We start from the raw sequence: 24656 nt of genomic DNA on the forward strand, positions 1-24656 counted from the left end.
GATGATCGGAACGAAAAGCATGGGACGAGGAGCGCAAAGAATGAGTCAGGCGAACACGAACAGGCCAAGTGGCAGCAGCACCGCGTTGAACGAGGCGTACGACACGGCGCTGCTGGATCTCGACGGGGTGGTGTACGCGGGCGGCCACGCGATCGTCCACGCCGTCGACTCGCTGCGGGCGGCGCGGGACGGCGGGATGCACCTGGCGTACGTGACCAACAACGCCCTGCGGACGCCGGCCGCGGTGGCCGCCCACCTGACCGAACTCGGCGTACCTGCGGAGTCCGCCGACGTGATCACCTCGGCGCAGGCGGTGGCCCGGCTGATGGCCGACCAGCTGCCCGCCGGGGCGCGGGTGCTCGTGGTGGGCGGCGAGGGGCTGCGGGTCGCGCTCCGGGAGCGCGGTCTGGTGCCGGTGGAGTCGGCGGACGACGAGCCGGTCGCGGTGGCGCAGGGGTATGGCGGCCCCGACATGGCCTGGGGGCGGTTCGCCGAGGCGGCGTACGCGATCGCGCGCGGGGTGCCGTGGTTCGCGTCCAACACGGATCTGACGATCCCTGGCGCCCGGGGGATCGCACCGGGCAATGGCGCGGCGGTGGAGGTCGTACGGATCGCCACCGGGGCCGAGCCGCAGGTTGCCGGGAAACCGCTGCCGCCGATGCACCGGGAGACGGTGCTGCGGACCGGGGCCGAGCGTCCGCTGGTGGTCGGCGACCGGCTGGACACGGACATCGAGGGCGCGTTCAACGGCGGGGTGGACTCCCTGCTGGTGCTCACCGGGGTGACGGACGCGGCGCAGCTGGTCGCCGCGGTGCCGGAGCACCGGCCGACGTACGTGGACGCCGATCTGCGGGGGCTGCTGACCGGGCAGCCCGAAGTGGCGGAGAGGGCCGAGGGCTTCGTGTGCGGGGAGTGGACGGCGTCGGTGCGCGGGGACGAGCTGGTGCTGGTGGGGGACGGGGACGTGCTCGACGGGCTGCGGGCGCTCTGCGGGGCGGCGTGGTCGTACGCCGGGGACGGCTCGTGCGGGCTGGACGCGGGCAAGGCGGTCGCCAGGCTGGGGCTGTAGCGGAGGAGGGGCCCGGCCGTGCCAACAGCGGGGAGGCGCCCGGCCGCATCAGTGTAGAGCAGGGTAGGCTAACCTAACTTTGTCCTGCTCGGTGTGTTGTCGTCCGGACGAACCCCGCACCCGATCACCTCCGACTCCGGGAGTACGACCATGCAGCGCCTCACCGCGGACTCGGTGGCCCTCGGCTACGACCGGCGGGTCATCGCGGAGAATCTCTCGGTCGAGATTCCCGACAACTCGTTCACGGTGATCGTCGGCCCCAACGCCTGTGGCAAGTCGACCCTGTTGCGCGCGCTCGCGCGGATGCTGAAGCCGGCCAGTGGACGGGTGCTCCTGGACGGGCAGGCGATCCACGGGATGCCGGCGAAGAAGGTCGCCAGGACGCTGGGGCTGTTGCCGCAGTCCTCCATCGCGCCGGACGGCATCACCGTCGCCGACCTCGTCGGGCGTGGCCGGTATCCGCACCAGGGGCTGCTGCGGCAGTGGTCGCCGGACGACGAGCGCATTGTCGAGGAATCGATGTCGGCGACCGGGGTCGGTGCGCTCGCCGATCGATATGTCGATGAATTGTCCGGCGGGCAGAGGCAGCGCGTCTGGATCGCCATGGCGCTGGCGCAGCAGACGCCGCTGCTGCTGCTCGACGAGCCGACGACGTATCTCGACATCCAGCACCAGATCGATGTCCTCGACCTCTGCGCGGAGCTGCACGAGGCACAGGGGCGCACCCTGGTCGCCGTCCTGCACGATCTGAACCACGCCGCCCGGTACGCCACCCACCTCATCGCGATGCGGGAGGGCGAGGTGATCGCGGAGGGGGCACCGGGCGAGGTCGTCACGGCGGAACTGGTGGAGCGGGCCTTCGGACTGCGCTGCCAGGTCATCGACGACCCGGAGACCGGGACCCCGCTGGTGGTACCGGCCGCGCGCAAGCCGCGCGGCGGCGGAGCGGGTGTGCGGCGCGAGGCGTCCGCCGGGGCGTCGGCCGCGGGCTGACGGGCAGGGCCGGAACACCGCCGGGCCCGGCGGTCGTGGAAGCCCCTGCCCGGCTACAGGAGCGATCTGAGTCTCAGCAGGTCACGGAAGCCGGCCTCCAGGCGGACCCGGCCCGACCCCCACGCCTTGGCGAAATTCAGCTCGCCGTCCACCATGGCCACCAGGTCGTCGCCGGTCATCGCGAGCCGGATTTCGGCCTTCTCGCGGGGCCCGCCGTCGACCGTGTCCAGGACCTGGATCCGGCCATCGGCCAGCCGGCCGGTGAAGGTGATGTCGAGGTCCTTGATGTGGCAGCTCAGCGAGCGGTCGAGAGCGGCCGCGCCGCGCACGTCGCCGTCGGCCCCCGCGAGGTTGTCGGAAAGTCTGTCGAGTGCGCTGCGGCACTCCGCCATGGTCGCCATCGTGATCGACGGTACCGCAGCCCTTCGCGGTAGCGTTTCCCGCATGAGCGACTCGATGCCGGAACCGGGGACGGCAGCCGGAACAGCGCCCCGGAACGCCGCACCGGATCCGTCCGGCGAAGGCCCGGCCCCGGCCGCCGCGGCCCCGCCGGAGCCCGCCGGGCCCGCGCCCCTCGGCGTCGTGCGCACCCCCACGGGCAACGCCGCGGTGGACGCGGAGCTGGAGCGTCTCGCCGATGCGGACCACCTCCCGGCGGACGGACACATCGAGGTGTACGAGGATGTACACCGTGGGCTGCGCGAAACGCTGACCGCGCTGGACGCAGGTCCCACACCCGCACCGGTACCCGCACCGATGCCCTCGTACGACAACAGGAGCTGAACCGAACGTGGCAGGAGTGGCACGTCGCCGCCTCGACGCCGAGCTTGTACGCCGTAAGCTCGCCCGCTCGCGCGAGCACGCGAGCCAGCTGATCGCCGCGGGGCGGGTGACCGTCGGCGGGAACACCGCGACCAAATCCGCCACCCAGGTCGAGACCAGCGCCGCCGTCGTCGTGATCAAGGACGACAGCGACCCCGAGTACGTCTCGCGCGGCGGGCACAAGCTGGCGGGCGCCCTCGCCGCGTTCGTACCTCTCGGACTGGAGGTCGAGGGGCGGCGGGCGCTGGACGCCGGGGCGTCGACCGGTGGTTTCACCGATGTGCTGCTGCGGGCCGGCGTCGGCCATGTCGTCGCCGTCGACGTCGGCTACGGGCAGCTCGCCTGGTCGCTCCAGTCCGACGAACGCGTCACCGTGAAGGACCGCACCAACGTGCGGGAGCTGACGCTGGAGGCGATCGACGGGCAGCCGGTGGACCTGGTGGTCGGCGATCTGTCGTTCATCCCGCTGGGCCTTGTGCTGCCCGCCCTGGCGCGCTGCGCCGCCCCCGACGCGGACCTGGTCCTCATGGTCAAGCCGCAGTTCGAGGTGGGCAAGGAGCGGCTGGGCAGCGGCGGCGTGGTGCGCAGCCCCGAGCTGCGGGCCGAAGCGGTACGGGAGGTGGCACGCCGGGCCTGGGCGCTGGGGCTCGGGGTGCGGGGGGTGACGGCGAGCCCGCTGCCGGGGCCCTCGGGAAATGTCGAGTACTTTCTCTGGCTGCGGGCAGGAGCACCTGAGCTCGATCCCGCAGATGTCGACCGTGCAGTGGCGGAGGGGCCTCGTTGACGACGAATGCGGCACGAACTGTCTTTCTTCTGGCACACACCGGCCGCCCGGCCGCTATCCGCAGTGCCGAACTGGTCGTACAGGGGCTGCTGCGCAGTGGCCTCGGCGTACGGGTACTTGCCACCGAAGCGGCCGATCTGCCGCTGCCGCCGTCCGTCGAGACGGTCACGGACACCACGCCCAAGGCCGTGGACGGCTGTGAACTGCTGATCGTGCTGGGCGGGGACGGGACGCTGCTGCGCGGCGCGGAGTTCTCCCGCGCGTCCGGGGTGCCGATGCTCGGCGTCAACCTCGGCCGGGTCGGCTTCCTCGCCGAGGCCGAACGGGACGACCTGGACAAGGTCGTCGACCGGGTCGTCACCCGCGCCTACCAGGTCGAGGAACGCATGACCCTCGATGTCCTGGTGCACAGCAACGGCGACATCGTCCACACCGACTGGGCGCTCAACGAGGCGGCCGTGCAGAAGGTGTCGCCCGAGCGGATGCTGGAGGTCGTCCTGGAGATCGACGGCCGTCCGGTGACCGGGTTCGGCTGCGACGGGATCGTCTGCGCGACCCCGACCGGATCGACCGCGTACGCCTTCTCGGCGGGCGGCCCCGTCGTCTGGCCCGAGGTCGAGGCGCTGCTGTTGGTGCCGATCAGCGCCCACGCGCTGTTCGCCAAACCGCTGGTGACCTCCCCGACGTCCGTGCTCGCCGTCGAGGTCCAGCAGCACACCCCGCACGGAGTGCTGTGGTGCGACGGCCGCAGGACCGTGGAACTGCCCGCGGGCGCACGGGTCGAGGTCCGGCGCGGCGCGGTGCCCGTACGGCTGGCGCGGCTGCACCACGCCTCGTTCACCGACCGGCTGGTCGCGAAGTTCGCCCTGCCGGTCTCGGGGTGGCGGGGCGCACCGCACTGACCGTCGGACATTCCCCCGGAGGTGTTGCGGATGGGATCGTGATACACGGGAGAGTGACCCTCGGGAGGCGGGGTCCGTCGCACATCGGCGCCCGGACCTCGTAAGGTCGTGTCCGTGTTGGAGGAGATGCGGATACGGTCGCTCGGAGTCATCGACGACGCGGTGGTGGAGCTGTCACCCGGTTTCACCGCGGTGACGGGCGAGACCGGCGCAGGCAAGACCATGGTCGTCACCAGCCTCGGGCTGCTGCTCGGCGGGCGCGCAGACCCCGCCCTGGTACGGATCGGGGCCAAGGCCGCCGTCGTCGAGGGGCGGATCACGGTGTCCGACGGCGACACCGTCGCCCTGCGGGCCGAGGAGGCCGGGGCCGAGATCGAGGACGGTGCGCTGCTGATCAGCCGTACCGTCTCCGCCGAGGGGCGCTCCCGGGCGCATCTGGGCGGCCGTTCGGTGCCGGTCGGGGTGCTCTCCGAACTCGCCGACGAGCTCGTCGCCGTGCACGGCCAGACCGACCAGCAGGGGCTGCTCAAGCCCGCCCGGCAGCGACAGGCGCTCGACCGGTACGCGGGCGAGGGCGTCGCCGGACCGCACGCCGGGTACGCGGCGGCGTACCGGCGGCTGCGGGCCGTCGTCACGGAGCTCGACGAGCTGACCACGCGGGCCCGGGAGCGCGCGCAGGAAGCCGATCTGCTGCGCTTCGGGCTGGGCGAGATCGCCGCGGTCGAACCACTGGCGGGCGAGGACACGGACCTCGCCGCCGTGGCCGAACGGCTCGGCCACGCCGAGGCGCTCGCCTCCGCCGCGGCTCTCGCGCACACCGCGCTCGCGGGCAATCCGGAGGATCCGGAGGGCGTCGACGCCACGACCGTGGTCGCCGCCGCCGGACGGTCCCTGGACGCCGTGCGCGCCCACGACCCGGCACTGGCGGCGCTCGCCGACCGGATCGGCGAGATCTCGATCCTGCTCTCCGACGTGGCGGGCGAACTGGCCGGGTACGCCGACCAGTTGGACGCCGATCCGCTGCGGCTCGCCGCGGTGGAGGAGCGGCGCGCGGCGCTCACCGCGCTCACCCGGAAGTACGGCGAGGACATCGGCGCCGTGCTCGCCTGGGCCCAGGAGGGCGCCGCCCGGCTCACCGAGCTGGAGGGCGACGACGACCGGATCGGCGAGCTGACCGCCGAACGCGACGCGCTGCGGGACGAACTCTCCGGCCTCGGCCAGGCGTTGACCGACGCCCGCAATCGGGCGGCCGCGCTCTTCGCCGAAGCGGTGACCGCGGAACTGGCCTCGCTGGCCATGCCGCACGCCCGGGTCTCCTTCGACATCCGGCAGACCGAGGCGGCCGACGAGGCGTCCGGCATCGAGATCGACGGACGGAGCGTGGTCTACGGGCCGTCCGGCGCCGACGAGGTCGAACTGCTGCTGGCCCCGCACCCCGGTGCCCAGCCACGGCCGATCGCCAAGGGTGCCTCGGGCGGTGAGCTGTCCCGGGTGATGCTCGCCGTCGAGGTGGTCTTCGCGGGCGCCGACCCCGTACCCACGTACCTCTTCGACGAGGTCGACGCGGGCGTCGGCGGCAAGGCCGCGGTCGAGGTGGGGCGGCGGCTCGCCAAGCTCGCCAGGTCCGCCCAGGTCGTCGTCGTCACGCACCTGCCGCAGGTGGCGGCCTTCGCGGACCGGCAGCTGCTGGTCGAGAAGACCGTCGACGGGTCGGTGACCAGCAGTGGGGTCACGGTCCTGGAGGGCGAGGACCGGGTGCGGGAACTGTCCCGGATGCTCGCGGGCCAGGAGGACTCCCAGACGGCACGGGCCCACGCGGAGGAGCTGCTGGCCGCGGCGCGGGCCGACGGGTAGCGGCTGTCCCGTGGCGGGTCCGGCCGCCGGCCACGCGGAGGAGCTGCTGGCCGCGGCGCGGGCCGACGGGTAGCGGCTGTCCCGTGGCGGGTCCGGCCGCCGGACGACCGCTCGGCGGCCGGGGCGGGCCGCTGCGTAGGGTGGCGCGCATGGGAGCAGCGTTCAGCAGGGCCGCGAAGTCCGGTGCCGTCGCCGTCGTCGTCGCGGGGGGCGTGTACCGGGCGCTGCGAGCCCGGCCGCGCCCGCGATGGCAGCGGAGCAACTACGCGGGCCGAACCGTCGATCTGTACGCGGGGCCGGCCGCCGCCCTCGGTACCGCGGCCGGAGCGGCCGTCCTCCCGCTCCCGGCGCGCACCCGGGGCGCCGCTGTGCTCGCCGTGCTGGCGGCCGGCGGCTGTGGTGCGTACGACGACCTCGTCGGTGCGGACGATCCGCGCCGCGGCTTCCGCGCCCACCTGGGGGCGCTGCGGGACGGCGAGGTGACCTCCGGCGCGGTGAAGCTCTTCGGGACCGGGGCCGCCGGGCTCGCGGCCGGTGCGCTGCTCAAGGAGCGGCCCGTCGACCGGGTGCTCGCCGCGGTCGTGATCGCCGGAACCGCCCATCTCGTCAATCTGATCGACGTACGGCCCGCGGCGGCCGCCGCCGCCGTGCTCGCCCTCGGGGCGCCGGGGCTGCCGCAGGGCGGACTCGCCGCCGCGCCGATGGGCGCCGTGGCCGCGCTCGTCGCCGACGACCTGGGGGAGCGGACCATGCTGGGGGACACCGGCGTCCACGCCCTGGGGGCCGCCCTCGGGGTGGCGATCGTCGCGGGCCGAGGCCGGGCCGGACTCGCCGCGCATGCTGCGGGGCTGGTCGTCGCGGCGGCGTACGGGGACCGGATCAGCCACCGGCTCGCCCGGGTGCCGGCGGACCGCTGACGGAGGAGGCGGCAGGGGCGGGCACGGCAACAACGTGCCGGTTTCTCACCCGTGCGAGTGGTAGGCCGGATCCGGTTGTTGCGGTGCGGGCCGCAACGGCGGCTCGATTGTGCCGGAACGCGCGTACGGACTGGCATCCTTGGCGATGCCATCACCGCCGACTCGGGAGCCCCGGGAGCCAATCAACGTGTCACAGCTGCGTACGGTCCAAGTCCTGGGCGGCGGCAGCGCGGGCAGCAGTGCCCACGTCAGCTCGCTGGCCGCGGGACTCGTGGCGAGGGGCGTGCATGTCACCGTCTGCGCCCCGGCCGAACTGGACCACGCCTACGACTACTCCGGTACGGGCGCCGGTTTCACCCCCGTACCCCGGCGCAGTGACCCCGCCTCAGTCGCCGCACTGCGCGCCGCCTGCCTGACGGCGGACGTCGTCCATGCGCACGGGCCGCACGCCGCCGTGCGCGCCGCTCTCGCGCTCGGTGGCCGACGTGTTCCGCTGGTCGTCACCTGGCACGCCCGCCCCCACGTCGAAGGGGCCCGCAGCCGGCTGATCCGGCTGATGGAGCGAAGGGCCGCCCGTGCGGCGGCAGTTGTGCTCGGCACGACCTCCGACCTGGTCGACCGGGCCCGGCGCCGCGGCGCGCGCGACGCGCGGCTCGCACCCGTCTCCGCCCCCGTCCCCCAGCTGCCCGCCACCGCGCACGCGGGCAAGGCGCGGGCCGAACTCGGGTCGGTGGAAAGGCCGTTGATCATCGCCTGCGGAAGTCTCGTACCGCATCACGGTTACGGTGCGCTGCTCGACGCCGCACGGCTGTGGCGCGAGCTCGACCCCGCGCCGCTCCTGGTCATCGTGGGCGAGGGCCGCGAACGGTCAGCCCTCCAGCGCCGGATCAGGAACGAGGAGTTGCCCGTCCGGCTCGTCGGCAGCCGGGACGACCGCGCCGAACTGCTCGCCGCGGCGGATCTGGCGGTGCTGTGCAGCAGCTGGGAGGCGCGTTCGGTGTCGGCCCAGGAAGCGCTGCGGCTCGGCGTCCCACTGGTCGCCACCGCGGTCGGCGGTGTGCCCGAACTCGTGGGGGACGCGGCGGAGCTCGTGCCGTACGGCAACACGGAGGCGCTCGCGCGGGCGGTGGCCCGGCTGCTCGGGGATCCCCGGCGGCGCGCCGAGATGGTGGCCGACGGGCTTGCGCAGGCGGCGAGTTGGCCGACCGAGGACGACACGATCGCCCAAGTGCTCAGTGTGTACGACGAGTTGACCCAGCCGCTGGTGGTGCGGACGCGGTGAGCCAGCCGCCGGGCTCGGTTACGGGGTGCGGCGGGGGCTCGATCACGGGGTGTGGCGGCGGGCCCGGAGAGCCAGGCTCAGCGCCAGTACCGCCTGCGGGTCGTCCAGGTCGGTGCCGAGCAGCTCGCCGATGCGGGCCAGCCGGTTGTAAAGCGTCTGACGGTTCAGATGCAGCTCGCGTGCCGTCTCCGCCTTGCGGCCCGCGTGGGCCAGATACGTCTCCAGCGTCGGCAGCAGCGCCGGGCGCGAGGTGCGGTCGTGATCGCGCAGCGGGCCGATCGCCCGGTCCACGAACGCCGCCAGGTCCGGGTGGTCCCGCAGCCGCCACAGCAGCAGATCGATATCGAGGCGCCGGGCGTCGTACCAGGGCCGGTCGCTGAGGCCGTGCGCGGCCGTCGCCGTCTCCGCCGCGTGCCGCAGCCCCGCGCCGGCCGCCGCCCAGCCGCCCGCCACACCCACCACCACGACCGGCGGATGCGATCCGGCCCGCTCCAGGCCGGCCCGCTCCACACCGGCCCGCAGCGCCGCCGCGACCCGGTCCGCGACCGCCGTGCGCTCCGACTCGGACCGCAGCCCCAGCAGCACCGGAACCCGGCCCTCCACGGGCCGCACGCCCAGTAGCACCGGCACCCCCACCGACGAGAGTTCCTCCAGCACCGCCCGCGCCAGCAACGCCCAGTTCCCGGACACCGAAAGCTCGGGGGCCAGTCGCATCACCACCGGCAGCAGCGGCATCTCGGCCGACTTGAAACCCAGTACGCGGGCCTGCGCGGGCGCGTCCTCCGGCGTGATCCGGCCCTCGGCGAGATCGGTCAGGAAGTCGCCCCTGCCACGGGCCGCGAGCTCCTCCTCCTGGCGGGCCTGCATCAGCACCACGGCGAGAATGCCCGCCGCCCGCTCCGCCGCCATCCGGTGCACGGTCACCAGCGGCCCGGACACGGCGAGCAGCACCAGCCTGGCCCGTACCGAACCGGTACCCGGGCCGCCGCCCGGCACATCCACCAGCACCGAACCGGTGGGCGGCGCCTCACGGGCCGCCCGGCCGCCGCGCATCCCGTCCCACACCTGGAGCGGATCGGCAGAGACCGGGCCGGACCCGGGGCCCGCCGCGTACAGCAGCTGGCCGTCCGCCGTCTCCAGGAAGACCGGATTGGCCGCGAAGTCCGCCAGGATGCCGAGCACCTGGGGCACCCCGCCGCCGCCCAGGAGCGCCTCCGTACACCTGCGGTGCACGTCCTCGGCCTGCCGCAGCAGCGCGTAGTGACCGTTGACGATCTCGGTGTGGATCTCCTCGGTCACCGTCACGAACGGCACCTCGCGGTGCAGCTGCACCAGCGGCAGCCCCGCGGCGCGGGCGGCGTCCACTATCGACGCGGGCAGTCTGCTGAAGCGCGGCCCGAGCTCCACCACCAGGGCGGCGATGCCCCGGTCGGCGAGCCTGCGGACGAAGGCGCGCTGCTCGGCGGGGCGGGTGCCGAGCCCGAGACCGGTGGTGAGCAGCAGCTCGCCGCCCTTGAGCAGCGAAGCGATGTTGGGGACCTCGCCCGCGTGCACCCAGCGCACCGTACGGTTCAGCCGGTCCGCGCCGGCCACCACCTCCGGCAGCCCGCCGCGCAGCCCAGGCAGTTCGAGGGCTCGCTGCACGGTGATTCCGCCTTGCGTCTCCACTGGCTCTGGCCTCGCGTTTCCACCCGGATCGGACGACGGTCGCCCTGATCAGGAAGGTACCGGCCCGGAGCGCCCGAGGCGTCGTCGGGGGAGCCGCCGAACCGCTGTTGACACGGGACGATCGCCGCTGCGATCTTGTGGACGCCGCGCGGTCCCGGCCGATCGGGCCCGGATGCCGGGCGGCCCCGACATCCGGACCGGACCTGGAGCAGACGTGGGCGACGACGTGACGGCCTACCCGAGCGGTCCGGAGCTTCCCGGCCCGCTGGCAGGGGTCGACTGGCTGGCGCGGCGGCTCGGCGGGCCGGGACTGGTGGTCCTCGACGCCTCGGTCGGCGCGCACCGGGGCGGCGCGCGGCGGATCCCGGGAGCGCGGGCCTTCGACATCGACGGGGCGCTGTCCGACCACTCCGGCCCGCTGCCCCACACGATGCCCGGGGCCGGCCGGTTCGCCGAGGAGCTGCGCTCCCTCGGCGTGAACGGCTCCGACACCGTCGTCGTCCACGACGGCGCGGGAATCTACTCCAGCGCGCGGGCCTGGTGGATGCTGCGGGCGATGGGCTTCGACCGGGTCGCGGTGCTCGACGGCGGTCTGCCCGCCTGGTCCGACGCCGGGCTGCCGCTGGAGGACACCCGGCCCGAGCCCGTCCCCGCGCCCGGCGACTTCACCGCACGGCCACGCCCGGGAATGTTCGTCGGCGCCGAGGAGGTGGCGGCGGCCCTGGCCGACCCCGCGGCGGTGGTCCTCGACGCCCGGACCCGGGAACGGTTCGCAGGCAGTGTCGCCGAACCCCGGCCCGGACTGCGTGCCGGACACATGCCGGGGGCGGTCAACCTGCCCTTCGGGGAGCTCCAGCGCGCCGGGCGGATGCGCCCGGCGCACGAGCTGCGCGCCGTGTTCGCCGCCCTCGCCGGAGAGCGCGAGCGGCTGGTCGTCAGCTGCGGATCGGGGGTCACCGCGTGCGTACTGGCCCTGGGGGCCGAACTGGCGGGGTACCGCGGACAGGCCGTGTACGACGGGTCCTGGAGCGAATGGGGGCTGCCCTCGCGGCGGCCCGTGGTGACCGGGGCGGACGGGTCTCCGCCCGCCCCGTGACCCGGCCTCAGCCGACGTACGCCCCGCTCGCCGTCAGGCGCAGCGCCGTGTCGATCAGCGGCACATGGCTGAAGGCCTGCGGGAAGTTGCCCACCTGGCGCTGGAGCCGGGAGTCCCACTCCTCCGCGAGCAGGCCCAGATCGTTGCGCAGGGACAGCAGCCGTTCGAAGAGCTGGCGGGCCTCGTCGACCCGGCCGATCATCGCCAGGTCGTCCGCCAGCCAGAACGAACAGGCCAGGAACGCGCCCTCGTCGCCCTCCAGGCCGTCGACGCCCGCGTCCTCGCCCGAGGTGGGGTAGCGCAGTACGAAGCCGTCCTCGGTGGACAGCTCGCGCTGGATCGCCTCGATCGTGCCGATCACGCGCTTGTCGTCCGGGGGCAGGAAGCCCATCTGGGGGATCAGTAGGAGCGAGGCGTCCAGTTCCCTCGAACCGTACGACTGGGTGAAGGTGTTGCGCTCCGGGTCGTAGCCACGCTCGCAGACATCGCGGTGGATCTCGTCGCGCAGCTCGTGCAGACGCTCCAGCGGTCCTTCCGCGTCCCCGGACTCGATGAGCTTGATGGTGCGGTCGACGGCGACCCAGGCCATCACCTTCGAGTGGACGAAGTGGCGGCGCGGCCCGCGCACCTCCCAGATGCCCTCGTCCGGCTCGTCCCAGTGCTTCTCCAGGTACTCGATCAGCTTGAGCTGGAGCCCGGTCGCGTAGTCGTTGCGGGTCAGGCCGGTCATGTGGGCGAGGTGGAGTGCCTCGGTGACCTCGCCGTACACGTCCAGCTGGAGCTGGCCCGCCGCACCGTTGCCGACCCGGACCGGGGCCGAGTTCTCGTAACCGGGCAGCCAGTCCAGCTCGGCCTCACCCAGCTCGCGCTCGCCCGCGATGCCGTACATGATCTGGAGGTTCTCCGGGTCGCCGGCGACCGCCCGCAGCAGCCACTCGCGCCAGGCGCGGGCCTCCTCGCGGTAGCCGGTGCGCAGCAGCGAGGAGAGCGTGATCGCGGCGTCCCGCAGCCAGGTGTAGCGGTAGTCCCAGTTCCGGGAGCCGCCGATGTCCTCCGGCAGGGAGGTGGTGGGCGCGGCGACGATGCCGCCGGTCGGCGCGTACGTCAGGGCCTTGAGGGTGATCAGGGAGCGCACCACGGCCTCGCGGTAGGGGCCGTGGTATGTGCACTGCTCGACCCATTCGCGCCAGAAATCCGCGGTCGCGTCCAGCGAACCGTCCGGGTCCGGCAGGCCGGGCGGTTCGTGGTGCGAGGGCTGCCAGCTGATCGTGAACGCGACCCGGTCACCCGGCGCGACCGTGAAGTCGGAGTACGTCGTGAGGTTCTCGCCGTACGTGTCGGCGGGGGTGTCCAGCCAGACGGAGTCAGGGCCGGCGACGGCGACCGTGCGGCCGTCGACCTTGTGCACCCAGGGGGTGACCCGTCCGTAGCTGAACCGCATGCGCAGCTCGGAGCGCATCGGCACCCGGCCGCTGATCCCCTCCACGATCCGGATCACCTGCGGCGCACCGTCACGGGGCGGCATGAAATCGGTCACCCGGACCGTTCCGCGCGGGGTGTCCCACTCCGATTCCAGGATGAGGGAGTCCCCGCGGTAGCGGCGGCGGTCCGCGGACGGCGGCTCCTCCCCGTCCGCCCGCGCCGGGCCCAGGCGCCAGAAGCCGTGCTCCTCGGTGCCCAGAAGTCCCGCGAAGACGGCGTGCGAATCGAAGCGGGGAAGGCACAGCCAGTCCACTGTGCCGTCCCGGCAGACCAGGGCGGCGGTCTGCATGTCTCCGATGAGTGCGTAATCCTCGATGCGCCCGGCCACGTGCGTCTCCAGTCGAACGGCCATGTCGCCCCGTAGGGCATTACTGCGGGTCAAGAGGTCGTCGCAAGGGGTTGTTGTGGGGGAACCCGCGAACGCGTCACCTCGCCCGGGGCAAGTGTCCGAGCAGGATACGACGCACCCAGGTGATCCGCGCGACCGTCTCGGCAACCGGTCTGACCCGAACGGGTGTGTGTACGGGCACTCGTGGTGATCATGCGAGGTGGGCGCCGGGATGCGGCCGGAAGCAGGCTCCCCTCGGCGCTGATACCCTGGTAGCCCGTGGACCGGTGGTCGTCCGCAACCGCAGACGAGGCCCCCGAACCGCAGCGACGGCGCCTCCGGAGTCTCCGGACGAAAACGCCGGTACGCACCTCACGATCGCGACCACGGGAGCCCCCTTTGGCTATGCAGCCCACATCCACGACGACCAAGCACATCTTCGTCACCGGGGGTGTCGCCTCTTCCCTCGGCAAGGGTCTGACTGCCTCCAGCCTCGGTGCCCTGCTCAAGGCGCGCGGCCTTCGGGTCACCATGCAGAAGCTCGACCCCTACCTCAACGTCGACCCGGGCACGATGAACCCGTTCCAGCACGGTGAGGTGTTCGTCACCAACGACGGCGCCGAGACCGACCTGGACATCGGCCACTACGAGCGCTTCCTCGACGTCGACCTCGACGGTTCCGCCAACGTCACCACCGGCCAGGTCTACTCGCAGGTGATCGCCAAGGAGCGGCGCGGCGAGTACCTCGGTGACACCGTGCAGGTCATCCCGCACATCACCAACGAGATCAAGCACCGCATCCGCCGCATGGCCACCGACGACGTCGACGTCGTCATCACCGAGGTCGGCGGCACGGTCGGCGACATCGAGTCGCTGCCGTTCCTGGAGACCGTCCGCCAGGTCCGCCACGAGGTCGGCCGGGACAACGTCTTCGTCGTGCACATCTCGCTGCTGCCCTACATCGGCCCGTCCGGCGAGCTCAAGACCAAGCCGACCCAGCACTCCGTCGCCGCGCTGCGCAACATCGGTATCCAGCCCGACGCCATCGTGCTGCGCGCCGACCGCGACGTGCCGACCGCCATCAAGCGCAAGATCTCGCTGATGTGCGACGTCGACGAGGCCGCCGTGGTGGCCTGTGTGGACGCCAAGTCGATCTACGACATCCCGAAGGTGCTGCACACCGAGGGCCTGGACGCCTACGTGGTGCGCAAGCTCGACCTGCCGTTCCGCGACGTCGACTGGACGACGTGGGACGACCTGCTGGACCGCGTCCACAACCCCGACCACGAGATCACCGTCGCGCTCGTCGGCAAGTACATCGACCTGCCCGACGCCTACCTCTCGGTCACCGAGGCCATCCGGGCCGGCGGCTTCGCCAACAAGGCGCGGGTCAAGGTCAAGTGGGTCGCCTCGGACGACTGCAAGACCACGGCGGGTGCCGCGAAGCAGCTCGGTGACGTCGACGCGATCTGCGTCCCCGGCGGCTTCGGCGACCGCGGTGTCAACGGCAAGATCGGCGCCATCCAGTACGCCCGCGAGAACAAGGTGCCGCTGCTCGGCCTCTGCCTCGGCCTCCAGTGCATCGTGATCGAGGCGGCGCGCAACCTCGCCGAGATCCCCGACGCCAACTCCACCGAGTTCGACGCCGCCACCTCGCACCCCGTCATCTCGACGATGGAGGAGCAGCTGGCGTACGTCGAGGGCGCGGGCGACCTGGGCGGCACCATGCGGCTCGGCCTGTACCCGGCGAAGCTCGCCGAGGGCTCGCTGGTCCGCGAGGCGTACGACGGCGAGCCGTACGTCGAGGAGCGCCACCGCCACCGCTACGAGGTCAACAACGCCTACCGGGCCGAGCTGGAGAAGAAGGCCGGTCTGGTCTTCTCCGGCACCTCTCCGGACAACAAGCTCGTCGAGTACGTCGAGTACCCGCGCGAGATCCACCCCTACCTGGTCGCCACCCAGGCGCACCCGGAGCTCCGCTCCCGCCCGACCCGCCCGCACCCGCTCTTCGCGGGCCTGGTGAAGGCGGCCGTCGCGCGCAAGACGGGCGCCGCGGCCGGTGACGGCAAGGGCAAGCCCTCGGGCAAGTAGTCCGGCGCCGCACAGGCGTTAACGTTGACCGGGGTACGCGTCCTCCGAGGACGCGTACCCCGGTTTCTGTTTTTCGTGGGAGGACGTAGATGGGTTTCCAGGACACGCCCGAGGAGTGGCAGGTCACCGCGACCGAGACGCCCTTCACCGGCAACAAGACCAGCGTCCGCACCGACGAAGTGGTGATGCCGGACGGCACGGTCGTACGCCGCGACTACCAGGTCCACCCGGGTTCGGTCGCCGTGCTCGCGCTGGACGACGACAACCGGGTCGTCGTGCTGCGGCAGTACCGCCACCCGGTGCGCCACAAGCTCTGGGAGATCCCGGCCGGACTGCTCGACGTCCCCGGTGAGAACCCGCTGCACGCGGCGGAGCGCGAGCTCTACGAGGAGGCGTACGTCAAGGCCGAGGACTGGCGGGTGCTGACCGACGTCTACACCACACCGGGTGGCTGCGACGAAGCCGTACGGATCTTCCTGGCCCGGAACCTCTCGGAGGCCGACGGGGAGCGCTTCGAGGTCTCCGAGGAGGAGGCCGACATGGAGCTGGCCCGGGTGCCGCTCCAGGAGCTGGTACGGGGCGTGCTCGCGGGGGAACTGCACAACAACTGCCTCGTGGTGGGCGTCCTCTCGCTCGCGGCGGTGCTCGCCGGTGACGGGATCGATTCGCTGCGCCCGGCCGACGCGCCGTGGCCGGCCCGTCCCTTCGAGGCCTGACGGGGCGTAGGCCCTGACGTCGGACCGGCCGCCCTCCGGGTGACGACGGCAGTTCGGCGGCAGGGCCTGGAACCCGCCGGACGGTGCACATCACGGTCCTTCGATCGGACAAGAGGCTGATCCGATCGGGGGACCTCCGCGTCGTGCTCAGTCGCGCTCGAGGGAAAACGTCCACACGCCTGAACTACGCTCACAATGCCCTGACCGGAGTCCCGGCGGGCGACGCGTGCAGCGAAGTGGAGCGTGGCCCGTGACGGATCAGGCGGTGGACACCAGCGGCCCGGCCGAGGCAGCGGGAACCGAGGAGCCGTCCCGGACCGCCCCACCCCAATTCTTCGGCCGCACCCGCGAGTTGAAGGCACTGCGGGCCGACATCGAACGAGCCGGCCTGGACACCCTGGCCGGCCGCAAGGCCGCCCGCGCCCGGGTCCTGCTGATCGCCGGACGCCCCGGATCCGGACGCACCGCGCTCGCCGGCGAACTCACCCGCGGACTGCTCGCCGAGGGCGACCACCCCGACGGACTGCTCCGCGCCCGGCTCACCGACCCCGGCGGCGTACCGGTGCCCACCGAGCGCACCGCCCGCGAGCTGCTCGACCAGCTGGGTGTCACCGGGCCGCCCGGCGCGGACGGGGACGAACTCTCCGGGATGGTCCGCGAGGAGCTCGCCGGGCGCCGCGCCCTGCTGCTCCTGGACGACGCGGCGGACGCGGAGCAGGTCGACCCGCTGCTGCCGGACAACCCGGACTGCCTGGTCGTCGCCACCTCCGGCGGCCCGCTGACCGGCATCCCGGGTGTCCGCCCCTGCACCATCGGCGGCCTGGACACCGGCTCCGCCGTACGGCTGCTCGCCCGCGTCATCGGGCAGGTCAGGATCACCGTCGACCCGCGCACCGCCGAGAGCCTCGCCGAGGAGTGCGGCGGGCTGCCGGCCGCCCTGGTCATGGTCGCCGGCTGGCTCGCCGCCCGTCCCATGGCATCGGTCGCCGATGTCACCAAGCAGCTGCGCGAACTGCCGGACGACACGGAGCAGTCCACCGGCTCCCGCCCGCTGGCCCGCGCCTTCCGGCTGGTCCACGACTCGCTGCCGCCGACGGCCGCCCGGATACTGCGACTGCTCGCCCTCGCCCCCGCCGGGCTCGCCGACGCCCACACCGCGTCCGCGCTGGCCGGCTGCTCCGTCTCGGCCGCCCAGACGACCCTCGACGACTTCGTGGCCCTGGGGCTGCTGCACACCAACGGGGCGGACCAGCCGCAGTACGAGGTGCCCGGCTGCCTCGCGCCGCTGCTGCGGGCACTGCTGGAGGCCAGGGACCGGCCGGCGGAGCTCCAGCTCGCCAGGGCCCGGATGCTGGAGCGGACCGTACGGCTGCTCCAGTCCTGCCGGGCGGTCACCGAACCCGAGGGCTCCCCGGCCCGCCGGAAGCTCGCCGGACTCCCGCGCTCGCTGCGCTTCCCGGGCCCCGAGGCGGCCGCCGAATGGCTGCGGATCCGCCGGCCGGCCCTGCTGGCCTCGGCCCGGATCGCCGTCGAGGACGGTGAACTCGACACCCTGGCAAGGCGGTTGGTGGCCGCCCTGGTGCGGGCGCTGGCGGTGCACCAGGGCACCGAGGCCGCCGCACCCGAGCTGTACGGACTGCACGGCCTGGTGCTGGCCGTCGCCGAGCGGCGCGAGCTGCCGCGCGAGCGGGCCGCCGCGCTGCTCAACCTCGCCGACCTCGACGCCAGGACCGGCCGTACCCGGGAGGCGCTGGCCCGCTACCGGGCCGCGCTGGACGCCGGACGGGCCGCGAAGGACCCGTACGCCACCGGGCGCGCGATGGAATCCGTAGGTGGCGCCTATGCCGAGCTGGGGGACTTCCAGCGGGCCTCCGACTGGTACGGCCGCGCGCTGGCGCAGCGGCTGACCCAGGGGGAGCGGGCCGACGAGGCACGGCTGTACGGGCGGCTCGGCGCCGTCCACACCTATGCCGGGCGGTACGGCGAGGCGCTGCGGAACTGGCGCGCCGCGGCCTCCGGGTACCGCAGGCTCGGCGACGTGCCGGCCCAGGCGCGGGCGCTCAGCGAGGCGGCGCGGGTGCAGGAGTACGCGGGCCGGCCGCACGAGTCCCTGCACACCTGTCAGGAGGCCGTCGAGTGGGCCAGGCGGGCGGGTGACGTACGACTCCAGGCGGCGCTGGAGCTCCGGCTGGCCGACACGCTCGACAGGCTCGGTGACCCGGCTGCGGCCGGGCTGCACCGGGGTCTGGCCGACAGATTGCTGGGCCAGGAGGGTGTGACCTGCGAAATCCGTAGTGCGGTGACAGAAAAATAATGCTTTGTAAGGCTAGACAGCACGAAACCCTTCATTAGACTGGCTCTGCCGCGTGTGTTCGCGGTGTCTCCATTTACGTAGTGTCTATCCGGGTATGTATGACTATGCCCGGGTAACCCTCTGAGCCAAGGACCGTGATCGACGTGAAGGTCGGCATCCCCCGCGAAGTCAAGAACAACGAGTTCCGCGTGGCGATCACGCCTGCCGGTGTGCACGAGCTCGTCCGCCACGGCCACCAGGTCGTCGTCGAGGAGAACGCCGGTGCCGGCTCCTCCATCACGGACGAGGAGTACGTCGCCGCCGGGGCGCAGATCCTCCCCACCGCCGACGAGGTCTGGGCCACCGCCGACCTGCTGCTCAAGGTCAAGGAGCCGGTCGCCGAGGAGTACCACCGCCTCCGCAAGGACCAGACGCTCTTCACCTACCTGCACCTCGCCGCCTCCCGCGAGTGCACCGACGCGCTGATCGAGTCGGGCACCACGGCCATCGCCTACGAGACGGTCGAGACCGCGAACCGCGCGCTCCCGCTGCTCGCCCCGATGTCCGAGGTCGCGGGCCGGCTGGCCCCGCAGGTCGGCGCCTACCACCTGATGCGCTCGGTCGGCGGCCGCGGCGTGCTGCCGGGCGGCGTCCCGGGCACGGCGCCCGCCGAGGCCGTCGTCATCGGCGGCGGCGTCTCGGGCTGGAACGCCACGCAGATCGCTGTCGGCCTCGGCTTCCACGTCACGCTGCTCGACAAGGACATCAACAAGCTCCGCGAGGCCGACAAGGTCTTCGGCACCAAGGTGAAGACCGTCGTCTCCAACGCTTTCGAGCTGGAGAAGGCCGTCATCGAGGCCGACCTCGTCGTGGGCGCCGTGCTGATCCCCGGCGCGAAGGCGCCGAAGCTGGTCACCAACGAGCTCGTCGCCAAGATGAAGCCCGGAAGTGTACTTGTCGACATCGCGATCGATCAGGGCGGCTGCTTCGAGGACTCGCACCCGACGACGCACGCCGAGCCGACCTTCATGGTCCACAACTCGGTGTTCTACTGCGTCGCGAACATGCCGGGCGCGGTTCCGAACACCTCGACGTACGCGCTCACCAACGCCACGCTGCCGTACATCCTGGAGCTCGCCAACCGCGGCTGGGTCGAGGCGCTGCGCCGCGACGCCGCGCTCGCCAGGGGCCTCAACACCCATGACGGGCAGGTTGTTTACCGCGAGGTGGCCGAGGCGCACGGCCTGGAGCAGGTCGAGCTGAGCTCGCTCCTCGGCTGACGGGTCAACTCCTTCCGTCAACCTCATGCGTACGGCCGGACCTTGCCCAGCAAGGTCCGGCCGTACGCATGCCGGGCCCCTTCGGCGGCCCCGTTCAACTCGTCTCGAACGTAACCCTTTAACCGATTCGTACACCCGTTAAATCTGCGCCCCGGTGGCCGCACGCCCTTGACAGGGACGTGTTCGATTGCCGACACATCGGGCCGGGTCCGGCGGATTGTGTTGCTGCGGAGCGGTGACACGCCATAGAGTCGCCAATCGTCGGCATGGTGCCACGCTGACCTATCGATAAGTTTCCTGGTCACGTCCAAGGAGGTAAGACGACTTGTGAATGAGTCGACATTTACTCCCGGGGGTGTTCATCCAGGGATGCCTGCGCGGGGCCAGAGCCCGATCGGGCTGGAGGCTGTCGGCTCCGTCGCTGTCCGCACCTTCGCCACCCAACAGCACATGACGACAGCCCCCCAGATGATGGACGGCCTACACGTGAACGCCATGGCCGGCAACGAGAGTGGCCGGGAAACCGCCCACTTCGCCGACTTCGACGAGGTGCCCCAGGGGCACTTCTACGACCCCGACGCCGAGTACGAGCCCGATCCGGAGTACGCGGCCACCCTCGCGCCCGACGCTGCCCGCCAGCGCCGCGAGAGGATCGGCCCGACCGGCCGGCCCCTGCCCTACTTCCCGATCCCGGGCCCGCTGACCGACCACGGCCCCGCGAAGATCATCGCGATGTGCAACCAGAAGGGCGGCGTCGGCAAGACCACGTCGACCATCAACCTGGGTGCCGCACTCGCGGAGTACGGACGACGCGTCCTGCTCGTCGACTTCGACCCGCAGGGAGCCCTGTCGGTCGGGCTCGGCGTCAACCCGATGGAGCTCGACCTCACGGTCTACAACCTGCTCATGGAGCGGGGCATGTCGGCCGACGAGGTCCTGCTGAAGACCGCGGTCCCGAACATGGACCTGCTGCCCAGCAACATCGACCTGTCGGCTGCCGAGGTGCAGCTGGTGAGCGAGGTGGCCCGGGAGTCCACGCTGCAGCGCGCCCTGAAGCCGCTGATGGCCGATTACGACTACATCGTGATCGACTGCCAGCCGTCGCTCGGCCTGCTCACCGTGAACGCCCTGACGGCCGCCCACAAGGTCATAGTGCCGCTCGAGTGCGAATTCTTCGCGCTGCGTGGTGTGGCGTTGCTCACCGAGACCATCGAGAAGGTCCAGGAGCGCCTCAACCCCGATCTGGAGCTCGACGGCATCCTCGCCACCATGTACGACTCCCGTACGGTGCACAGCCGTGAGGTCCTCGCGCGCGTCGTCGAGGCATTCGACGATCACGTCTACCACACGGTCATCGGGCGCACCGTGCGCTTCCCGGAGACCACGGTCGCCGGTGAGCCCATCACCACGTACGCCTCCAACTCGGTCGGTGCCGCCGCCTATCGCCAGCTCGCCAGGGAGGTGCTCGCCCGGTGTCACGCCGAGTGAGTCTGCCCGGGGCCGACGAACTGTTCCGTACCACCGGAGGAATGGGGCTCCAGGCCTCGTCCCCCGCGGACCGGCGACGCAAGGCGAACGGCGAGGCCCGGGTGCCGGGTCCGGCCGGGGAGAGCGATTCCGGGGCGGACGGATCCGGGACGGAAGCGGCGCAGGCCGCCGACGACTCCTCGCGCGAGGAGCACTCCGCGGCGGACGCCGACGCGGGGGAGCCGCGCAGCCGCGACGCCGACCGGGTCGCGGTGGCCGCGCAGGCGGGCCGCAGGCCCCAGCAGTCCGTACCGACGGCCGCGCCCTCACCCGCCGCGTCCTCGTCCACGCAGGAGGCGGTTCCGGCCCCTGCCGTCCAGCAGCAGCGCAGGCGTGGGGGCGGGCGCGGGGCGAACCGGCGGCCCAGTGGCCGCGAGCGCCACGACGAGAAGATCACCGTCTACGTCTCGGCCGAGGAACTGATGGACCTGGAGCACGCCCGTCTCGTGCTGCGCGGGGAGCACGGGCTCGCCGTCGACCGCGGGCGGATCGTCCGTGAGGCGGTCGCGGTGGTGCTCGCGGATCTGGAGTCGCGGGGCGACGCGAGCATCCTCGTACGGCGGCTGCGCGGCCGCTGACCGGTGCGGCGCCGGTAGCCTGCCCGGTGGGCGGCCGCCGGACGAGCGGTCCGGCCCTTCCGTACGGGCCACGGCCCGCCGCCCGTATCCCGCTGCCCCTGGACCTTCATGCCGACGACCGACGAGCCCGCCCGCACCCCACGCCGCCCCCTGGGGCGCGGCCCGGGCGGCGGGCCCGCGCCGGAGCCGGTGGCCGCCGGGAGCGCCGGGGCGCAGGCCCCCGCACCGCCCGAAGCTGTGGTGCGGGAGGTGCCTGCGGTACCGGAGGTGCCCGAGTCGTCCGAGGCGCCGGAGGCGCCTGTCGCACCCTCCGCACTCACAGCGCCTCCCGGGCCCGCCGCGTCTCCCGGGCCCGCCGACGACGGGCGGTTCACCGTCCGGCTGGCGAACTTCGAGGGGCCGTTCGACCTGCTGCTCCAGCTCATCGCCAAGCACAAGCTGGATGTGACCGAAGTCGCGCTGTCGAAGGTCACCGACGAGTTCATGGCGCACATCCGCGCCATGGGGCCGGACTGGGACCTGGACCAGACCACCGAGTTCCTCGTCGTCGCCGCGACCCTGCTCGATCTGAAGGCAGCCCGGCTGCTGCCCGCCGCCGAGGTGGAGGACGAGGCGGATCTGGCGCTGCTCGAAGCGCGGGACCTGCTCTTCGCCCGGCTGCTCCAGTACCGCGCGTACAAACGCATCGCGGACATCCTCAGCGAGCGGCTGGCGTCGGAGGGGCGGCGGTTCCCGCGCACCGTGGGGCTGGAGCCGCACCACGCCGAGCTGCTGCCCGAGGTCGTGATCAGCATCGGGGCGGAGGGGTTCGCCGCGCTGGCGGTGAAGGCTATGCAGCCGAAGCCCGAGCCGCAGGTGTACGTGGACCACATCCACGCGCCGCTGGTCAGCGTGCGCGAACAGGCCGAGATCGTGGTGGCGCGGCTGCGGGAGGCGGGCGAGATCAGCTTCCGTACGCTCACCGAGGACGCCCCGGACACCCTCACCGTCGTCGCCCGGTTCCTCGCGCTGCTGGAGCTGTACCGGGAGAAGGCCGTGGCGCTCGACCAGGACGTGGCGCTCGGCGAGCTGCTGGTGCGCTGGGCCGGGGGAGAGGGGGCCGGCCCCGTCGTCACGGACGAGTTCGACCACGGGACAAGGGATGTCCAGGAGGATGTGAAGGCATGAGTCAGCAGGAGAAGACCGGCTCCACCGTCGCGGATCTCGATCTCAGGCCCGCGCTGGAGGCCGTCCTCATGGTCGTCGACGAGCCCGCCACCGAGGAGCACCTCGCCAAGGTGCTGGAGCGGCCGCGCAGGGCCGTCGCCGACGCGCTGCGCGAGCTGGCCGACGAGTACACCGTGCAGCGGCGCGGTTTTGAGCTGCGGCTGGTGGCGGGCGGCTGGCGCTTCTACACCCGCCCCGAGTACGCGGAGGCCGTCGAGGGCTTCGTCCTGGACGGCCAGCAGGCCCGGCTGACCCAGGCGGCGCTGGAGACCCTCGCGGTGGTCGCGTACCGCCAGCCGGTCAGCCGTTCCAGGGTCTCCGCGGTCCGCGGCGTGAACTGTGACGGGGTCATGCGGACCCTGTTGCAGCGGGGGCTGGTGGGGGAAGCGGGCGCGGAACCCGAAACAGGTGCGATCCTGTACAGGACGACGAACTACTTTCTGGAGCGGATGGGCCTGCGTGGCCTGGATGAGCTCCCGGAGCTCGCGCCCTTCCTCCCCGAGGCGGACGCGATCGAGGCTGAGACGCTAGAGGGTGTGCCGTCGTTCGATCCGGACGCACCGGACACCCCGGATACTCACGCAGACGACAAGACGGAATTTTGATGCGAAGCAGTGGCAGGAACAGCGGAAGCGGCAGCGGCGGCGGCAAGAGCGGCGGCAGCCGGAATCCCCGCGGCGCCGGCGCAGGCGCCGGGCGCGACGGCAAGCAGGAGCAGCGTCCCCGCCGGCCCCGCCCCGAGGAGCGCCGCTACGACGTGGGCTCCGCCGGGGAGAAGAGCGGCGACGGCCCCCGCAAGGGGCGCGGCGCGGCGGCCCGCGGCGGCGCCAAGGGCGGCCCGAAGCCCGCGCAGGCGGGGAGCGGCCGCAGCGGCGGTCCCCGTCGCCAGGGCGCCCCGTCCCGTCCGCGTGAGCTCGACGCCAAGATCGAGCAGCGCAACCGGGACCGGTACGCGGGCAAGGCCGACATCAGCACGCCCAAGACCCACCCGGGCGCCGAGCAGGAGGGCGAGCGGCTGCAGAAGGTCCTCGCCAGGGCCGGCATGGGCTCGCGCCGGGCGTGCGAGGAGCTGATCGAGCAGGCCCGCGTCGAGGTCAACGGCGAGATCGTCCTCGAGCAGGGCATGCGCGTCGATGTGCACAGGGACGAGATCAAGGTCGACGGTCTGACCGTCGCCGCCCAGTCCTACCTCTTCTTCGCGCTGAACAAGCCCGCCGGTGTGGTCTCCTCGATGGAGGACCCGGACGGCCGCCAGTGCCTCGGCGACTACGTCACCAACCGTGAGACGCGGCTCTTCCACGTCGGCCGGCTGGACACCGAGACCGAGGGCATCATCATGCTCACCAACCACGGCGAGCTGGCCCACCGTCTGACCCACCCCAAGTACGGTGTGAAGAAGACCTATCTGGCCGCCATCCAGGGTCCGCTCCCGCGCGACCTGGGCAAGCGGCTCAAGGACGGCATCCAGCTGGAGGACGGGTACGCCCGCGCCGACCACTTCCGGGTCGTCGAGAACACCGGCAAGAACTACCTGGTCGAGGTGACCCTCCACGAGGGCCGCAAGCACATCGTCCGCCGGATGCTGGCCGAGGCCGGCTTCCCGGTCGAGCGGCTCGTACGGACGTCCTTCGGGCCGATCCCGCTGGGCGACCAGAAGTCCGGCTGGCTGCGCCGCCTCACCAACACCGAGGTGGGCATGCTGATGCGCGAGGTCGGTCTGTAACCCTCCTGCGTCCACTCCACGGCCCGCGGCCGGTTCCTGTCCTCG

The 24656-nt window shown here is 72.6% G+C and carries 21 protein-coding genes; 18 read left to right on the forward strand and 3 right to left on the reverse strand.

What is annotated here, in order from left to right:
• Positions 1-40: 40 nt before the first annotated feature.
• Both OHA19_RS31055 and OHA19_RS31060 read left to right on the forward strand, forming a co-directional pair.
• Positions 41-1069, forward strand: a complete 1029-nt coding sequence (locus OHA19_RS31055) for an HAD hydrolase-like protein (protein ID WP_405752342.1) — start codon at positions 41-43, stop codon at positions 1067-1069.
• A 150-nt stretch (positions 1070-1219) separates the two neighbouring features.
• Positions 1220-2062, forward strand: a complete 843-nt coding sequence (locus tag OHA19_RS31060) for an ABC transporter ATP-binding protein (RefSeq protein ID WP_405752345.1) — start codon at positions 1220-1222, stop codon at positions 2060-2062.
• A 53-nt stretch (positions 2063-2115) separates the two neighbouring features.
• On the opposite strand, the gene OHA19_RS31065 is transcribed toward OHA19_RS31060, so the two are convergent.
• Complete coding sequence (locus tag OHA19_RS31065; RefSeq protein ID WP_388592412.1) at positions 2116-2463, reverse strand: SCP2 sterol-binding domain-containing protein; 348 nt, start codon at positions 2461-2463, stop codon at positions 2116-2118.
• A gap of 43 nt (positions 2464-2506) precedes the next feature.
• On the opposite strand from OHA19_RS31065, the gene OHA19_RS31070 reads away from it, so the two are divergent.
• The 6 genes from OHA19_RS31070 (at position 2507) to OHA19_RS31095 (ending at position 8623) form a co-directional block, all read left to right on the forward strand.
• Positions 2507-2845 (forward strand): hypothetical protein, encoded by a 339-nt coding sequence (locus OHA19_RS31070; protein ID WP_405752348.1) that lies wholly within the window; start codon positions 2507-2509, stop codon positions 2843-2845.
• 7 nt (positions 2846-2852) lie between these two features.
• The gene (locus OHA19_RS31075) at positions 2853-3668 is read left to right on the forward strand and encodes a TlyA family RNA methyltransferase (RefSeq protein WP_405711279.1); all 816 of its coding nucleotides are present in this window, start codon (positions 2853-2855) and stop codon (positions 3666-3668) included.
• Positions 3665-4570: an NAD kinase gene (locus tag OHA19_RS31080; protein ID WP_405711277.1), complete on the forward strand. Its 906-nt coding sequence runs from the start codon at positions 3665-3667 to the stop codon at positions 4568-4570. The genes OHA19_RS31075 and OHA19_RS31080 overlap by 4 nt, the downstream gene beginning before the upstream one ends.
• A 108-nt stretch (positions 4571-4678) precedes the next feature.
• Positions 4679-6424, forward strand: a complete 1746-nt coding sequence (gene recN, locus OHA19_RS31085) for a DNA repair protein RecN (RefSeq protein ID WP_405711275.1) — start codon at positions 4679-4681, stop codon at positions 6422-6424.
• Between the two features lie 149 nt (positions 6425-6573).
• A complete protein-coding gene (locus OHA19_RS31090) occupies positions 6574-7341 on the forward strand; it encodes a hypothetical protein (protein WP_405752351.1) in 768 nt (255 codons plus the stop codon).
• Between the two features lie 187 nt (positions 7342-7528).
• Positions 7529-8623 carry a glycosyltransferase family 4 protein gene (locus OHA19_RS31095; protein WP_405711271.1) on the forward strand — a complete coding sequence of 365 codons (1095 nt, stop codon included), beginning with the start codon at positions 7529-7531 and terminating at the stop codon, positions 8621-8623.
• A 42-nt stretch (positions 8624-8665) separates the two neighbouring features.
• Here the strand turns inward: OHA19_RS31095 and OHA19_RS31100 are convergent, their stop codons facing one another.
• A complete protein-coding gene (locus OHA19_RS31100; RefSeq protein WP_405711269.1) occupies positions 8666-10291 on the reverse strand; it encodes a PucR family transcriptional regulator in 1626 nt (541 codons plus the stop codon).
• A 214-nt stretch (positions 10292-10505) separates the two neighbouring features.
• Here OHA19_RS31100 and OHA19_RS31105 point away from each other — a divergent pair, with 214 nt between their 5' ends.
• Positions 10506-11387: a sulfurtransferase gene (locus tag OHA19_RS31105; RefSeq protein ID WP_405711267.1), complete on the forward strand. Its 882-nt coding sequence runs from the start codon at positions 10506-10508 to the stop codon at positions 11385-11387.
• A 7-nt stretch (positions 11388-11394) separates the two neighbouring features.
• Here OHA19_RS31105 and OHA19_RS31110 read toward each other — a convergent pair whose 3' ends face one another.
• Entirely contained in the window at positions 11395-13221 is a 1827-nt protein-coding gene (locus OHA19_RS31110; protein ID WP_405711265.1) for a glycoside hydrolase family 15 protein, read from the reverse strand.
• A gap of 381 nt (positions 13222-13602) precedes the next feature.
• Between OHA19_RS31110 and OHA19_RS31115 the strand changes: the two genes are divergently transcribed.
• The 9 genes from OHA19_RS31115 to OHA19_RS31155 all read left to right on the forward strand — a co-directional run bounded on the left by OHA19_RS31115 (position 13603) and on the right by OHA19_RS31155 (position 24611).
• Entirely contained in the window at positions 13603-15288 is a 1686-nt protein-coding gene (locus tag OHA19_RS31115) for a CTP synthase (RefSeq protein ID WP_266736283.1), read from the forward strand.
• An 89-nt stretch (positions 15289-15377) separates the two neighbouring features.
• The gene (locus tag OHA19_RS31120) at positions 15378-16004 is read left to right on the forward strand and encodes an NUDIX domain-containing protein (RefSeq protein ID WP_405711263.1); all 627 of its coding nucleotides are present in this window, start codon (positions 15378-15380) and stop codon (positions 16002-16004) included.
• Positions 16005-16254: 250 nt separating this feature from the next.
• Complete coding sequence (locus tag OHA19_RS31125; protein ID WP_405711261.1) at positions 16255-18318, forward strand: tetratricopeptide repeat protein; 2064 nt, start codon at positions 16255-16257, stop codon at positions 18316-18318.
• A 143-nt stretch (positions 18319-18461) separates the two neighbouring features.
• On the forward strand, positions 18462-19577 hold the full coding sequence (gene ald / locus OHA19_RS31130) for an alanine dehydrogenase (RefSeq protein ID WP_405721318.1): 1116 nt from the start codon (positions 18462-18464) through the stop codon (positions 19575-19577).
• A 369-nt stretch (positions 19578-19946) separates the two neighbouring features.
• Positions 19947-21065, forward strand: a complete 1119-nt coding sequence (locus tag OHA19_RS31135) for a ParA family protein (RefSeq protein WP_371094705.1) — start codon at positions 19947-19949, stop codon at positions 21063-21065.
• Positions 21062-21682 (forward strand): hypothetical protein, encoded by a 621-nt coding sequence (locus OHA19_RS31140; protein ID WP_405753332.1) that lies wholly within the window; start codon positions 21062-21064, stop codon positions 21680-21682. The genes OHA19_RS31135 and OHA19_RS31140 overlap by 4 nt, the downstream gene beginning before the upstream one ends.
• A gap of 108 nt (positions 21683-21790) precedes the next feature.
• The gene (locus tag OHA19_RS31145; RefSeq protein WP_405752354.1) at positions 21791-22849 is read left to right on the forward strand and encodes a segregation and condensation protein A; all 1059 of its coding nucleotides are present in this window, start codon (positions 21791-21793) and stop codon (positions 22847-22849) included.
• Positions 22846-23493: an SMC-Scp complex subunit ScpB gene (scpB, locus tag OHA19_RS31150; protein WP_405711257.1), complete on the forward strand. Its 648-nt coding sequence runs from the start codon at positions 22846-22848 to the stop codon at positions 23491-23493. The genes OHA19_RS31145 and scpB overlap by 4 nt, the downstream gene beginning before the upstream one ends.
• The gene (locus tag OHA19_RS31155; RefSeq protein WP_405752356.1) at positions 23493-24611 is read left to right on the forward strand and encodes a pseudouridine synthase; all 1119 of its coding nucleotides are present in this window, start codon (positions 23493-23495) and stop codon (positions 24609-24611) included. The genes scpB and OHA19_RS31155 overlap by 1 nt, the downstream gene beginning before the upstream one ends.
• The last annotated feature ends 45 nt before the right edge of the window (positions 24612-24656 follow it).

Origin of the sequence: Streptomyces sp. NBC_00012, assembly GCF_045040875.1 — a bacterium.
Taxonomy (GTDB): Bacteria; Actinomycetota; Actinomycetes; order Streptomycetales; family Streptomycetaceae; genus Streptomyces.